The following is a 14,402-nucleotide window of genomic DNA, read 5'->3' as shown; positions in this document are numbered from 1 at the left end:
TGAAATGGGGCGAAAGTCTGTGGACTCTGTGTAAGACAGTACATGGTTTTTTAACTGTGGTATGCGACGGTGGTGGAAGCAGAAACTTAAATCGTGAGGTTTAGGAATCGCCGCACTTTTAGGGCGGCGAGGATGTCAACTCCCGTACCTTTTTCCCCAACACGGCACGGATGAGAATATTGGCATCCAGAACGATTCTTTTCGTCATGGCAGAAAGCCTAACGCTCACCTTCGCGGAGTTGACGGAATTCGCGAACGAGCGCATCTTCAGAAAGTCCCTGTTCGCGTAAAAGCGCATCCAACCTCTCGGCGGCGCGTTTTAACCCGTCGATCTCCGCTTCCGATGGCTCCGGTCGTGCCGGTAAGAAATAACCCACCGTCTGACCCTGGCAAGTGACGGCGATGGGAGTAGTAGAACTCAAATATTTGGCGAGATGATCCCGGAATTCTCCCATTCCGATTTTTTCTAGCATAGACTATTGCTTTTCCCGCTTGTGTACTGTTGTGTAGATAATTTTAGCAGAAAAATCTTAGGTTGGGGACGTGCTAACTCGCTGATAATGTTAGTATCACACAGGAATGTCATTTAAGCTTTTTGCAAATGGATTAGAACGATCTTGGCGAGTAGGAACTTCTATAGTATAGTTTTCTTCAGCACAAATTTGTCGCAATTCTGCTAAAGCTTGGGATAGGTTATCAAAATTTGTTTGAGTTTCATGGGCAGCTAATTTCTTTTCTAAGAGCAATCTTTCTTCTTCAGAAAGGTATTGGATAATTTGGACGAGAGATTCAATCAATTTGGCATTCATGGTTTTTTCCTCTTTCCACTCATATTTCTGTTACCCAAAACGAAAAGATAACTGCTGTATTCAAATTTTTACAGTTTATTTTAAATAAATCAAGAGATTTAACCCCGGAATCGTGCGCGAGAGAGTCCAGATAAGGAGAGTAATATAAAAGATGCCGATACCCCATTGATACCAAACTAAAAAAGAAATAATAGCGGGTAATTCTCGATCGCGAACTCGCCAATCATTAAAGCCTAATTTTAGCAAATTATTGAGACTTAAATCGTAATAATTTAACCAATTCCAACGCTTTTGCCAAGGAATGGGAGTATAACGATCGCGAAAGAGGGGAAATTCAGGAACTACGGGTAAACGGGTGATTAATAAGCGTAATTGTCGCATACTGCCATCTTGCAGAAAATAGGAACTATCCATTAAATCGTGATAGCGTCCCCGACGATAAAGTTCGATAATTAAAATTAAGGGTAAGGGGACAAGAATTAGGGCAATAGCTGTTAAAGTTAGTAGGGGACGACTGGCAGATTGCAGGATATTAAACACACCAGAAAGGGTGAGAATAATATAGCTAGTTACCATACAAAAGATTTCATAACGACTAGGAATTACTGGTTTAGGAGTGAGACGACGCACGCGATCAATTAACCAAAATAAACAGCCAAAATAGGCAAAAATTATGATTCCTGTCCCAAAAACTAAACTAAAATTTGTACCATCTTGACTTAAGAGTAATAGTAAAGCAAGGAAAGAAGTATGCAGAAAATCAGCTACCCAAGTGAGGTTAATTAGGCGAATAACTGAGATATTATTCAGTTTTTGTTTTAACTGTTGTAATCGCAATTTTTCGGTTTTGTATTCAATTTGATTAGCATCGGCAATTTGTTCTAGGGAGCGAAAATTACGAACCAAATTTCTTAAAACTGTCTCATTTCCTGTTAAAGTTGGTAAATAAATTGCTTGACCAATTACTCCTCTATCTCCTAGGATTTTCGCTTTATCGGAATCAAAAGCTAATCCTGATACACTCAAATAACTATTGTTAGTAAAAGTGGAATTACTAAAATCTACCTGATCTAAAAGTTTCACATCTTGAAAACTAACCACACCATTAAAATAACTAGACCGGAAAGCGCCCGATTTTTCAAAAGTGGCATTTCTAAAGGTTAATAAACTTAAAAATCTACTCTTAGAAAATAGCGGACGATCTCGCCATTGACTTTGGGAAAAATTGGCCTCTTTTTCCCAGAAAGTACGGGTAAAATCTGCGAGTTTATCGTATTTAGTTTGATCAAAATAAGCTTCGGCAGTAAAATGACTGCGATGGAAGTTAGTAATACTTTTAAAATGGGCCGTGCGAAAGATGGCTTTATTTAAAAATTGACTTTGACTAAAATTTACATCTCCCATAAAATTGGCTTTGGTAAATTTTGCCACCCTAGCAAAACGCGATTCTACCCAATTACTTTCACGACTAAATTTTGCTGCCATTGCTTCGACAATTTGCAGAAAAAAAGTCTTAGAAAAGTCCACTTCTCCCATAAATACCGTTCCCTGCAACTTCACCGGTCCACGAAATACTGTGACATTAAAAACCGGTTCATCGCTATCGAATAAAAAATTTTCGTCCTGTTGTAATAACTGTTCTTCCGTGGGTGATAACAAGGTAGCAAGGGCCACTTTTGTTAAAGGAGTCGGTAAACCCAGACGGGAAGCGATAAAATTGCCTTGAATTAAGGAATTACTAAAATCTAAACCTAGGGGTTGTTTAGCGCGATTAATTTGACCTTGAATCTGTTGATAAAATTGTTCTTGCAGTTCCTTATTTTCATCGCGGATATCGATAACTAAATTGGCTAAATCGATAGTAGTCATCCCTTCTTTAAGGACGGGTGCGCTTAAACGTTCCTGCAATAAAGTTACTGTTAAAGGAACCCTATCCATTACTGCCAAACTAGGGAGAGAATGTAAACAGAAAAACAGAAAAACAATGATTAGTAACCAGCAGCCTTTCAACAACGCACCCACGACAGTTATTTTCCTAAACAAGCTTGGATAGCCATTTCTAAATCCTCTTGGTTTAAATCGGTGATAACAAAGACTTCCTGAACACTTTTTCCTGTCCTCGCAATCAGCTTAAAACCACCACGAATCGGCACTGATATCCGCAATTGTAACCGCGGACAATGACCTTTTGAGCGAGAAAGTACCCCCGGGGTGACAGTGGTGATTCCCTGATAAGTAATTAACTTTTCTAATACCGCAATCAACCCCGGTATATGAGTAGAATGATTCCAAACTAAGCGACCATTATTCATAATTATGCGGCCTCTAGGGGAGCCATGGTTAATCCTTCCCGTCGCAATTGTTGGTGATAAAGTTCCGCTTGTTCTTGAGGACCTGTCCAGACAATTGCCTGTCCTTGGTAGTGAACTTGATTAGTTAATTCCCAAGCTTGATCGGTGGTCATATCCGGGATATATTTAATTAAACAATTGGCCACATGATCGAAGGTGTTAAAGTCATCGTTGAGAACAATAACTTTATAGTTGGGATAAGTCTTTTTCACCCCTTGGGTGGACTTATCTAAGGTGGTACTGGGTGCGCTGGCCATAAAAGTTACAATAGGTCAAAGTTTTTGCGGTTAAATTCGAGCATTTTGACAACAATTAAGCGGCAAAAGCCACAGAATTATTATTCAAAACTTGGTGATAGTAATTTAATAACTGTTTGGTGGCCGCTTGCCATGCCCATTTTTCCGCTTCTAGACGCGCATTCCGTCGTAATTCCTCTCTTTCTGCCTTGGCGGTTAGTAATCTTTGGGTGGCACTAATTAAACCTTTTTCATCCCTAGGATCGAAGAGATGACCATTAACTCCATCGGTGACAATATCGGGAATTCCCCCCGAATTTGCTGCCACTACCGGACAACCGGCAGCCATGGATTCTAAGAGTACCAAACCGAGGGTTTCTGTGCGTGAGGGAAAAAGAAAAGCATCTGCGGAAGCAAAAGCGGAGGCTAATTCTAACCCCTGTAAATAACCGACAAAATGGGTATTTGTGTCGGCAAAATGACTTGTTAAAGCTTCCCGATGGGGACCATCTCCCACAATGGCAAATCTTGCTTCGGGAATCGCTTCTAAGACTGGTTTAATGCGATCGATTTCTTTTTCGGCCGACACTCGACCAACGTATAATAAGAGAGGACTATCGGGGTTATTTTGGGATAATTTCAGTCTCATGGCCGGGGATTTTAAATGAGGTTGAAATAATTCCGTATCGACTCCCCTTTGCCAAAGCTCGACCTTTTCAATGCCACGACTAGATAATTCTTGCACCATAGCGGTGGAAGTGCAGAGATTTAAACTTGCTTGATTGTGGGCCAGTTTTAATAATTCCCAGAGTAATCCTTCTAGGGAACCTAATCCATAGTGTTGTAGGTATTGGGGGAGATGGGTATGATAGGAAGCGACGAGGGGAATGTTCATAGTTTTGGCAAAATAAATGCCTCCCACCCCTAAAATAGCCGGGTTAACCACATGAATAATATCAGGTTTAAACCTCTCTAAAGCTTGACCGACGGAAGGCCGGGGGAAAGCCATTTTTAATTCCGGATATAGGGGTAAGGGAATCCCTGTAACTCCATGAATTTTAGCACCTTTGTACTCCTTTAAACCGCCATCGGGAGAGAAAACTAATACCTGATGACCTAATCTTTGTAGGTGTTCCACGGTATGTTTAAGACGGGTGACAATGCCATCGATTTTCGGTAAGAAAGTTTCTGTAAAAAGAGCAATTCGCATAGAGAAAACAAGGTTAAGTAATAATTAAGGACAAGCTTTTTTTGAGATAGCTAGGAATAATTACTGAATTTCTCAAGGCAATTAACTCCCCAATTAATCATAGATCAGAAAGGCCAAAGGTTTTAATCACTCGATCGCTACCTTCGATAACCACCGTCGCTCGATAATTATCGCCGATTGCCGCTGTCCATAATTGCCATTCCCCCGCCACATTGTCTAATTTTAAGGGATTGAGGCCCACTTCCACTCGATCGAGTCCCCCGCTAATTCCCGTTCCCAGTGCCTTTAAATAAGCCTCTTTTGCCGTCCATAACTGAAAAAATAGCTTTTCCTTCTCTGCGGACTTTTCAACAAGCTCGTGTTCCCTAGCACAAAAAAACCTTTTTGTCAAGCTATCTAAATCTTTCACCTCGCGCATTTTCTCTAAATCTACCCCGATGCGAGCGGTTAAAGTCAAGCCACAGATGGCCATCTCCTCGGAATGGGAGAGATTAAACTGCAATTGGTAGTTAATACTCGGTTTTCCCCGTTCGCTGTAGATAAACTCGATTTTTTCGGGACTTATCGCCAAATATGACCCTAAAATCTCCCGTAAACAACCCCTCGCCACCAAAAAACGCCGCTTGTGTTGGGGAAAATGGTAACGATTAGCTCTAATTATTTCATCTTCCGAGAGCAAAGAAGCCAGTTTTTCTAGTCTATCCCCAGAGGGATCGAGACTGATAAAATAGAGATGAACCTCATCGGTAGATATAAACATTAAACTCAGAAGCGATCAAATAATTAATTATCGGTAAATTTTACCGTAAAATGAGAATTGCCGACTCAAGAATTTATCCACCTTCTAACTCTTGACTTTGCAGCACACCTATGAACTTTTTTCATACTGAAGACCATCTCCAACAGTTCGGTACAGATATTTTAGAAACAACTTGGCGAGCATTTCCCCAATTAGCTCAAGAACAAATTGCCCTAACTTGGATAGTATATGATCCTCCCGTTGTCGTCAACACGGGGGGAGCAATTTCTCACGAAGAATTCTGGAAATATTCACCCCGCGGATTTAGTTATCGCGGACAAGAAAGAACCTATCCTGCCAGTTTAGTGAAATTATTTTATTTAGTAGCAATTCATGAGTGGTTAGAGGGGGGAATGATTCCCGAAAGCACGGAATTAAATCGCGCCATTCGTGACATGATTGTTGACTCTAGTAATGATGCTACCAGTTTAGTTGTAGATCTGGTTACAGGAACCACTAGCGGTCCAGAAATTGCCGCCGGTCCCTTTGAAACTTGGAAGCAACAACGCAACATAGTTAATCGTTATTTTCAATCCTTGAATTGGCCAGAATTAGCGACAATTAACGTTAATCAAAAAACTTGGTCTGATGGTCCCTATGGACGTGAACGCGCTTTTTTAGGGGAATTAATGGAGAATCGCAATATGTTAACTAGCAATGCAGTGGCGCGTTTAATTCATACTATTATCGGGGGGATTGCGGTTTCTTCCCAACGTTCCCAGATGATGATGTCTTTACTAAAACGAAGTCTTAATCCTGCTGATTGGACAAGTCAAGGAGATGAGACACAAATTTTAGGATTTTTGGGACAGGGATTACCAGAAAATAGTCAAATTTGGTCAAAAGCTGGTTGGACAAGTCAAGTACGTCACGATGCAGCCTATATTGAAATTCCCCATCATACTCCCTATCTCTTGGTGGTATTTACCGAGGGAAAAGATAACAGTCAAAATCGCTCAATTTTACCTTTTATTTCCCAGAAAGTAGCCGAGAAAATTATGCAGCTCCATTAATTTAACCTGTGGGTAGGATGGTTTTCTCTGTCATTGTCAAAAGTGCTAGATAAACATCCTACTGCCATAGATATGTATATGTAAATTTACTCATGTGCATCTCAATATACAGCTTTTCTGGGATAGATTGGGTTTGTTCTTGCAGCTGAAATACTTGATTAAGTTTACTCTGTGCTTTACCTTGACGGGAAGGGCTGTCATCATTTAAACTAACAATAAGTTATTTTTAAGTATTTCCTCAAATATGTGACTTTCAATCCTCGCCATTGTCATAACGAAAGGGAAGTGGAGAGTAAACTAATTGTTCAGTATTTACTCCCCAAACTAGGCTACAATGCCGAACATTGGTATCAACAAGTTAGCTTCGGTAAAGTCCGCTTAGATTTCCTTGTTTCCGCTCAAAAACCTATCAATAAAAGGCAGTTTTTTGCCTCTCACTGTCTAATTATCGAGGCTAAAAACCCCAGAGAAAAGCTCATCAATCATCGTCACCGTTTAGGCTATTATCTCAACTACTTTAAAGTGCAGTGGGGATTATTAACCAACGGTGATGAGATTCAACTTTATCGAAGAAAACCCGATAAAATTTATTTAGTTTTTAGATGTTCTGGGTTAGAAATTGCCTCTCACTTAGAACAGTTAAAATCTCTGATTGGCTACGAAACTTTATCCCTGGGTATTCCACCGCTTAATTCTCCAACAATCAACAACAAAAATCCCATGAAAACCATCGCAATTTATCATCATAAAGGTGGTGTTGGTAAAACCACCGTCGCTACCAATCTAGCGGCAGCCTTGAGTAAAAAAGGCAAGCGAGTATTATTGATTGATATTGATGCTCAAGCTAATAGTACCTTTGCCGTTGGTTTAATTAAGTTTCAATTCGATGATGACGATGATTTAAAAGATAAAAATGTCTTTCATTTACTAGATAACAGTAACCGCATTTTTATTGAGAATATTGTCAGAAAGTCTCAAGGATTCAATCATCCAGAAATTGATGTTATTCCCTCTCACATATCTTTAATTGCTAACCAAGCTAAAATTAAAGATAATGCGGCGGTATTTGCTAGATTGGCCAGAAAATTAGAGAAAGTAAAGGATCAATATGATATTGTAATTATTGATGCACCTCCCGCACTTGATTTATATGCACGCATTGCTTTAATTGCAGCTGATTATCTGATAATTCCTTCAGATCTTAAACCATTTTCTAATCAAGGATTAGATAGCGTTAAAAACTTTGTTCAAGAAGAAATCAATGAAAGTCGTGGAGATTTGGGTAAACCAACCCTACAAATTTTAGGCGTTTTACCTTCCAAAATTTCCACCCATGCTCAATACTTAAGATTTAATTTTCCCAAACAAAAACAAGTGATTCCAGACAAATATAATTTACCCTTGATGGAATCAACTATCTCGGAAAGAATGCCTTTATCTCGCTGTATAAATCAATACGTTACCGTGGGAGATTTAGAAATTCCTGCTCCCCAATCTATAATTGATTATGCTGAACATAAAAGCGATGCGGGAGTATCAGCATCAGAATTTGAAGCCTTAGCAATCGAAGTTTTAGCGAAAATAGGAGTTAAATAAATGTGTAAATTTTTACGAGTCGATATTACTGATATTAATCCTTCTGTTCCCAGAGAAACCTTCTCTGAAACTGAATTAGAAAATTTAGCCAATCTTATTATTGAAATGGGTGGACTTATTCGCCCTGTTATTCTCAAAAAAGCTGATAATAAAAAAGTTGATGAACGTTATAATATTATCAGTGGAGATTTAGAATATTATGCTTCTGTCATCGCTAATCAGAAAGTTCCTGACATCGAGATGATTAACGCTTTTGTAGTTGATAAAGAAGCGGAGAATATCGCTTTACAGCAAATCCAGTTATTATCTCCTTCTCCTAGGTTAATTACCACGCCTGAAAAAACAGATAATCCTCTAGAATTGAGGATGAGTAATCTTGAAAAACGATTAGAAACCCAGTTACAAGCAATCCGAGAGGAGTACCAAAAAGAAATCAAAAGACTGGAAGAAAAAATTATTATTTCTCCTCCTTCTCCTCCTTCTCCTCCTTCTAAGTCGATTTTAGAGCTTTTGAATAGCTGTGATGCTAATCAACTTAAAAAAGTGGGAATTCCACCTGCATCTGTTAATGACTTTCTGAAAAAACGTTCAGAAAAGCCCTTTGATTCTTTGGAAGATGTCCTAAATCGCCCGGTGTCAGGAGTTAAAGAGAAAAGATTAATTAAGCTTATAGATTATTTGTTAATTTCTAATTGATTTTTGTGGGTGTGTTGAGCTACTTTAACACACCCTACCGATGGGTGTTATAATAATGGAATATCAGGAGAAATTGCTGATCCGATAGCGGGCAAAGATTAACTAGAAGACGGGTGAAAAGAGAAAACTTATGACAACTACCCCAGTAATAGCTGCTTCTTTAACAATTCCTCCCCTAGAAAACGGCGATAAATTAACTCGATGGGAATTTGAACGACGTTATCAAGAGATGCCCCATCTCAAAAAAGCGGAATTAATTGAAGGAATTGTTTATATGGCATCTCCCCTCAGATTTGAAAGTCACGCCGAGCCTCATGCTAATATTATCGGATGGTTAGCTCTCTATAAAGCGGCGACTCCAGGTGTTAGATTGGGTGATAATGCCACCGTGAGATTAGATATTGATAACGAACCCCAACCGGATGCCCTATTAAGAATTGACAAGGGAGGACAATCAACAATTAGTCAAGATGATTATGTAGAAGGCGCGCCGGAATTAATTGTCGAAATTGCCGCTTCTAGTGCTTCCTACGATGTTCATCAAAAATTAAATGTTTACCGTCGCAATCAAGTCCAAGAATATCTAGTCTGGAGGTTTTATGAACAAGAAATTGATTGGTTTCGACTACAGGCAGGAGAATATATTAAACTAGAACCCGATAGTGATGGCATAATGCGCTCTCAAATCTTCCCCGGTTTATGGCTAGATAAAAACGCTTTATTAATGGGCGACTTAGGAAAAGTTTTAGTGATTTTGCAGCGGGGGTTAGAAACAGCAGAACATCGAGATTTTGTCAATAAATTAACTGCCAATCACAGCTAGATTGTAAAATTAGATAATTATTCTTGATCCACTGTCCTATAATTACAGAAAGAGTATTTTTGACTTGAATTTGTTCTTAACTGTACCCCCGTTTTACCCCAATAATCTCGCCCCTGATAATCTTCTCATCACCTTACTTTATGTCAAATCTAATCCTTTTCTGGCATCGTCGCGATTTACGTCTCTCGGATAATATTGGACTGAGTAAAGCTAGGGAGCGCAGTCCGAAAATTATCGGGGTTTTCTGCCTCGATCCTGCTATTTTAGAAGGGGATGATATCGCCCCGGCTAGGGTTGCCTATCTCCTCGGTTGTCTAGAGGAATTAGAAAAAAATTATCGCCAAAAAGGTAGTCAATTACTGATTATTCGCGGCAACCCCAGTCAAACACTGGTCAATTTAGCCAGCAATTTATCGGCAAAAGCAGTTTTTTTTAACCTCGATATCGAACCCTACGCGCGTCAACGGGATCAACAGGTAATCGCCGCTTTACAAACAAAAGGAATTGAAGTAGAAACTTTCTGGGATCAACTTCTCCACGCCCCCGGACAAGTCCTCACCCTCTCAAAAAGTCCCTACACCGTATATACTCCTTTTTGGAAAAATTGGAGCCAATTAGCCAAAGCCAGCCCCAAAACCCTAGAAAACCTGCAAGGATTAGACGAAAATGAGGGGGAGAAACTCGCAGAAACTATTAACTTACCAACCCTAGAAAATTTAGGTTTTACTTGGCAAAATCCCTTACCCCTCACCCCCGGAGAAAAAGCCGCTACTAGCAGATTAGAAGAATTTTGTCAAGGGGTTATTAACAATTATCAAGAAGATCGTAACTTCCCCGCTTTCGATGGGACCTCGCGCTTGAGTGCCGCTTTAAAATTTGGGGCGATTGGCATCCGCACAATTTGGACGGCAACCCTAGAATTATTAGAAAATTGCCGGGCAGAGGAAGCAAAAAATAGTATTATCACTTGGCAGCAAGAGTTAGCTTGGCGGGAATTTTACCAGCATTGTCTCTATTTTTTCCCAGAATTGGCGGTCGGTGCTTATAGAAAAGAATTTCGTCATTTTCCTTGGCAGGATAACGAAGAACATTTTCAAGCTTGGTGCCAGGGAAAAACCGGCTATCCGATCGTTGACGCGGCCATGCGACAATTAAATGAAACGGGATGGATGCACAATCGTTGTCGCATGATCGTGGCGAGTTTTTTAACCAAAGATTTAATTATTAACTGGCAAAAAGGCGAAAAATACTTCATGCAGAAACTTTTTGATGGCGATTTAGCCGCTAATAATGGTGGTTGGCAGTGGAGTGCGTCTAGTGGCATGGATCCGAAACCTTTAAGAATTTTTAATCCCGCTAGTCAGACACAAAAATTCGATCTGGAAGGGGAATATATTCGTCAGTGGTTGCCGGAATTAGCCTCCGTAGATACGGAATATCTAGTAACTGGGAAAATCCCCCGTTTAGAAAGACATCGTTGTGGTTATCCTGAGCCAATTGTCGATCATAATCAACAACAAAAAGAGTTCAAACGACTCTATAGCAATCAGAAGCCAAAACAATAACTAGGGTTTGTGGCAAAAAGTTTTTAGTGGGGACAGGGTGACAGGGTAACCATAAGGGTGCATCTCATTTTTGTAAATCTACTAATTTGGGATTTTTCAGGGGAAACTTTCTCCTAAAATTGGGGGTTACTTTCGGTTTTATTACTCAATCCAAGCTTTTGGGGGGTTCTACCCCCCAAACCCCCCGTTGGGGGCGTGGCGCCGCCCCCAAACCCCCCGCGCATTAGCTTTTCGGTGGGATGCTTACACGCGATTGTTCATATTTTTATACTAATTTAAGAGTCACTGATAATTGCTGATTCTCGGTATTTCTGCAAATGTGGGATGCACTCAACCCTAACTAAAGGGACGGTAAAACTAGCTACTTTTGACCGGCTTTAATCCGGTTCCAAACATCCTCTAAACTTAGATATAACACAGGCACAACAATTAAACTCAACAGGGAAGAAGTGACTAAACCTCCCACAATTACCATCGCCATGGGTTGCCGCAATTCCGCACCAGTACCCAATCCCAAAGCGATCGGAATCATGCCTAAAATTGTCGAACAAGTGGTCATTAAAATCGGTCTTAACCTAATCATTCCCGTTTCTAACACCGCTTCCTCCCGACTCCAACCCTGTTGACGCAATTGGTTAGTATAATCCAGCAATAACACAGCGTTTTTATCGAGTAATCCCAAGAGGAAGATAAACCCGATCAGAGAAATCATACTAAACTCACTACCCGTTATCAATAACCCCAACATTGCCCCCACAATCGCTAAAGGTAAACATAAAGCGATGACGATAGTTTCTAGCAGTCTTCTGAATAATAACCATAAAACTCCTAACATTAAAATCGTCGCTAGGATTAAAGTGCGACCAAAACTGCCCAAAACATCGCTACTTTGAGAAGAAGTACCCCAACGCTGTAAAGTTATCCCTTCCGGTAAAGGAATCCCTTCAATTTTAATCGCCGCATCTTCTAAGCCTAAATCCGGACTGAGATTAGCACTGAGAAAAATCGCCTGTTGACCATTTAAACGCTCGATCGCCAAAAAATCCCCCCGATCATTTAATCTAGATGATAGGGAAATATCCTTCAAACCGGCGATTTTAGCGGCCTCAACCCGCAATTTCTCGGCACTATCGCGCAATAGTGGCAAATTATCGCTTTTAATCGCAATTTGGATCGGCTTTTCCGCTTCCGTCTGCACAAAAGGAATGTCCTCGACACTGACATTCACCCCTCTAATTGTCGGTAAAATTTGCCGAATCCGTTGCTGCACGGCGCTGGTGTGAGATTTACGATCGCCCTTCAGTTTAACGTGAATTTTGCCACGATTCGGCTCACCGCGTAAACCGGCGATCAGAAAAGTCGATTCCACTTCCCCATCCCCCAAAATCGGCGCTTCTAATTTGCTGCCATCCCGGACAGTGCGACGCAGGAGAAAACTTTCGGGAGAACTCGCTAACTGAGAAATCCAAGCGAAACTATCAGTAGAACTCTTAGCCGTCGGTTTATTAGGGCTAATTTGCGTTATTTTCGGCAAAGGAGACGTATAAACTAGATTAAACTCGCCGCGATCGAGTCGGGGAATAAATCCCCTAGAAATAAAAGGAATCAGGGCAATACCCGCCAAAAAGGTAATTAGGGCAATAGTAATGACCAGCAAACGATGACGTAATGACCAGTTTAAGAGCCGTCGATAGGCGTTCTCAATCGGTCGCTTTTGTTTCGTCATTTTTGCCCGTGCCTGCGGTTTCAGCCAATATACTGCCAAAACTGGCGATAAAGTTCTGGCGATCAACAGAGAAAAAATCACCGCAGCCGAGACAGTTACACCGAAGGGTTGGAAAAACTGCCCCACCGCACCCCCCATAAAAGCGACGGGTATAAACACGGCAACAATGGTTAAGGTGGAGGCGGTGACAGCTAATCCGATCTCCCTTGTCCCCTTGAGTGCCGCATTTTTCGGGGTTTCCCCCGCATCGATTAAACGGGAAATATTCTCCACATCAACGATCGCATCATCCACGACAATGCCAATCACCAAAGCGAGAGCCAGCAGCGTCAGGGTTTCCAGATTAAACCCATAGATGGCCATGATAATGAAAGTCCCCAAAAGAGATAGGGGGATAACCAGAGCAGAAATGACCGTAGCCGCGAAACTGCCTAAAAATATCAATATAACCAGCACTGACAGCAAAACTGCCAAAAGTAAATCATCGATCGTGCCTTGTAGGGCAGCGCGAATATATTCCGCTTGGGTTTCAGCTAAAATTATCTTGACATCGGGCAGTTTTTGTGCTATGTCTTTAACCAGTTTTTCTGCTTGAGCGGCCAGATCGAGACTATTGGCTGCACCTTTTTTGATTACCTGCACTGCGATCGCCTCTTGGCCGTTAAAGCGCACCAGCGTGGGCAATGGTCGGGTTAAGCTTTTATGGGGATTATCTTCTCTAACTGTACCTTGACCGAGTAAATTAACTTTAGCCGTACCAGGGAGAGCTTTTAAGGGCGGAATTAAATTATCTTGGGCGATTTGGCTTAATTCTTCTAGGGTTTTCTGCTCACTCACCAGCGTATATGTAACTGTTGCCGACTCATTTAAATCAACGGGGATAACTTCCGTAGTAGCTTGAGGGGGTAAAGGGACTTGCGAGATAGTCTGTTTAACTGCTGCGGTGGCTTTGTCTAAATTTGTGCCAATTTTAAAGAAAATGCTGATTACTGACTGTCCGGGGCCAGTAGTCGAGGAAACATCGCGACAACCGGGGAGAGAGAAAAGGGGATTTTCTAGGGGTTTAGTTAATTGCTGTTCCGTGGTGATAGCAGTAGCTAAATCCGCTTGAGCGTTAATTATTACGACTGGAAAGCTGATATCGGGGAAAAGAGCGTATTTTAGGGAACTAAAAGCCAAAATTCCCGCCACGGCCACCGCTAACCAGAAAGCAATGGTTAACCTCGGCGCATTAATCGCTATTCGAGAGATATTCAGACGTTCTCGCCATGATTCTTTCATCTTTTGATCATCTCTCATAAGTGGGGAGTGGGGAGTGGGGTGTGGGGTGTGGGGTGTGGGGTGTGGGGTGTAGGGTTTTAGGGTTTTAGGGTTTTAGGGTTTTAGTGGAAATTACTCTATCTCCCCATTACCCTATTCCCCCATTTTCCTATCCCCTTCTCACTGATAACTGATAACTGATAACTGATAACTGATAACTGATAACTGATAACTGATAACTGATAACTGATAACTGATAACTGATAACTGATAACTGATAACTGATAACTGATAACTGATAACTGATAACTGATAACT

At 41.0% G+C, this 14,402-nt stretch carries 13 protein-coding genes; 5 read left to right on the top strand and 8 right to left on the bottom strand.

The genetic code is table 11. The features are described 5' to 3' along the window. Positions 1–218: 218 nt before the first annotated feature. The 7 genes from ACE1AQ_RS07790 to ACE1AQ_RS07760 all read right to left on the bottom strand — a co-directional run bounded on the left by ACE1AQ_RS07790 (position 219) and on the right by ACE1AQ_RS07760 (position 5,366). Positions 219–473: a hypothetical protein gene (locus ACE1AQ_RS07790; protein ID WP_002782656.1), complete on the bottom strand. Its 255-nt coding sequence runs from the start codon at positions 471–473 to the stop codon at positions 219–221. Between the two features lie 96 nt (positions 474–569). Beyond that, positions 570–809 carry a hypothetical protein gene (locus ACE1AQ_RS07785; RefSeq protein WP_106909497.1) on the bottom strand — a complete coding sequence of 80 codons (240 nt, stop codon included), beginning with the start codon at positions 807–809 and terminating at the stop codon, positions 570–572. Between the two features lie 75 nt (positions 810–884). Further along, positions 885–2,831 (bottom strand): pentapeptide repeat-containing protein, encoded by a 1,947-nt coding sequence (locus ACE1AQ_RS07780; RefSeq protein WP_110543699.1) that lies wholly within the window; start codon positions 2,829–2,831, stop codon positions 885–887. Positions 2,832–2,836: 5 nt separating this feature from the next. After that, positions 2,837–3,121: a DUF2103 domain-containing protein gene (locus ACE1AQ_RS07775; RefSeq protein ID WP_002732155.1), complete on the bottom strand. Its 285-nt coding sequence runs from the start codon at positions 3,119–3,121 to the stop codon at positions 2,837–2,839. A gap of 2 nt (positions 3,122–3,123) precedes the next feature. Next, positions 3,124–3,417, bottom strand: coding sequence for an ATP-dependent Clp protease adapter ClpS (clpS, locus tag ACE1AQ_RS07770; RefSeq protein WP_008196870.1), 294 nt, complete (start codon positions 3,415–3,417; stop codon positions 3,124–3,126). Between the two features lie 55 nt (positions 3,418–3,472). Continuing rightward, entirely contained in the window at positions 3,473–4,606 is a 1,134-nt protein-coding gene (locus tag ACE1AQ_RS07765; RefSeq protein WP_008196868.1) for a glycosyltransferase family 1 protein, read from the bottom strand. Positions 4,607–4,703: 97 nt separating this feature from the next. Further along, positions 4,704–5,366 (bottom strand): 4'-phosphopantetheinyl transferase superfamily protein, encoded by a 663-nt coding sequence (locus ACE1AQ_RS07760; protein WP_008196866.1) that lies wholly within the window; start codon positions 5,364–5,366, stop codon positions 4,704–4,706. A 110-nt stretch (positions 5,367–5,476) separates the two neighbouring features. Between ACE1AQ_RS07760 and ACE1AQ_RS07755 the strand changes: the two genes are divergently transcribed. The 5 genes from ACE1AQ_RS07755 to ACE1AQ_RS07735 all read left to right on the top strand — a co-directional run bounded on the left by ACE1AQ_RS07755 (position 5,477) and on the right by ACE1AQ_RS07735 (position 11,098). Further along, on the top strand, positions 5,477–6,418 hold the full coding sequence (locus ACE1AQ_RS07755) for a serine hydrolase (RefSeq protein ID WP_110543702.1): 942 nt from the start codon (positions 5,477–5,479) through the stop codon (positions 6,416–6,418). A 246-nt stretch (positions 6,419–6,664) separates the two neighbouring features. Continuing rightward, positions 6,665–8,014 carry an AAA family ATPase gene (locus ACE1AQ_RS07750; protein ID WP_008196863.1) on the top strand — a complete coding sequence of 450 codons (1,350 nt, stop codon included), beginning with the start codon at positions 6,665–6,667 and terminating at the stop codon, positions 8,012–8,014. After that, the gene (locus ACE1AQ_RS07745; RefSeq protein ID WP_110543704.1) at positions 8,015–8,710 is read left to right on the top strand and encodes a chromosome partitioning protein ParB; all 696 of its coding nucleotides are present in this window, start codon (positions 8,015–8,017) and stop codon (positions 8,708–8,710) included. 130 nt (positions 8,711–8,840) lie between these two features. Continuing rightward, entirely contained in the window at positions 8,841–9,533 is a 693-nt protein-coding gene (locus tag ACE1AQ_RS07740; protein ID WP_172456620.1) for a Uma2 family endonuclease, read from the top strand. A 140-nt stretch (positions 9,534–9,673) separates the two neighbouring features. Then, positions 9,674–11,098: an FAD-binding domain-containing protein gene (locus ACE1AQ_RS07735; protein ID WP_008196853.1), complete on the top strand. Its 1,425-nt coding sequence runs from the start codon at positions 9,674–9,676 to the stop codon at positions 11,096–11,098. Positions 11,099–11,459: 361 nt separating this feature from the next. Here the strand turns inward: ACE1AQ_RS07735 and ACE1AQ_RS07730 are convergent, their stop codons facing one another. Next, on the bottom strand, positions 11,460–14,105 hold the full coding sequence (locus ACE1AQ_RS07730) for an efflux RND transporter permease subunit (RefSeq protein ID WP_110543706.1): 2,646 nt from the start codon (positions 14,103–14,105) through the stop codon (positions 11,460–11,462). Positions 14,106–14,402 lie beyond the last annotated feature (297 nt).

The organism is Microcystis sp. BLCC-F209, assembly GCF_041928595.1.
GTDB lineage: Bacteria > Cyanobacteriota > Cyanobacteriia > Cyanobacteriales > Microcystaceae > Microcystis.
Note: the sequence above shows the minus strand (reverse complement) of the source record. Positions and strands in the feature narration are given on the sequence as shown.

Coding starts and splice junctions, on each gene's coding strand:
- ACE1AQ_RS07790 (WP_002782656.1), bottom strand. CDS start 473: ATGCTAGAAAAAATCGGAATGGGAGAATTCCGGGATCATCTCGCCAAA.
- ACE1AQ_RS07785 (WP_106909497.1), bottom strand. CDS start 809: ATGAATGCCAAATTGATTGAATCTCTCGTCCAAATTATCCAATACCTT.
- ACE1AQ_RS07775 (WP_002732155.1), bottom strand. CDS start 3,121: ATGAATAATGGTCGCTTAGTTTGGAATCATTCTACTCATATACCGGGG.
- clpS (WP_008196870.1), bottom strand. CDS start 3,417: ATGGCCAGCGCACCCAGTACCACCTTAGATAAGTCCACCCAAGGGGTG.
- ACE1AQ_RS07765 (WP_008196868.1), bottom strand. CDS start 4,606: ATGCGAATTGCTCTTTTTACAGAAACTTTCTTACCGAAAATCGATGGC.
- ACE1AQ_RS07760 (WP_008196866.1), bottom strand. CDS start 5,366: ATGTTTATATCTACCGATGAGGTTCATCTCTATTTTATCAGTCTCGAT.
- ACE1AQ_RS07755 (WP_110543702.1), top strand. CDS start 5,477: ATGAACTTTTTTCATACTGAAGACCATCTCCAACAGTTCGGTACAGAT.
- ACE1AQ_RS07745 (WP_110543704.1), top strand. CDS start 8,015: ATGTGTAAATTTTTACGAGTCGATATTACTGATATTAATCCTTCTGTT.
- ACE1AQ_RS07740 (WP_172456620.1), top strand. CDS start 8,841: ATGACAACTACCCCAGTAATAGCTGCTTCTTTAACAATTCCTCCCCTA.
- ACE1AQ_RS07735 (WP_008196853.1), top strand. CDS start 9,674: ATGTCAAATCTAATCCTTTTCTGGCATCGTCGCGATTTACGTCTCTCG.
- ACE1AQ_RS07730 (WP_110543706.1), bottom strand. CDS start 14,105: ATGAAAGAATCATGGCGAGAACGTCTGAATATCTCTCGAATAGCGATT.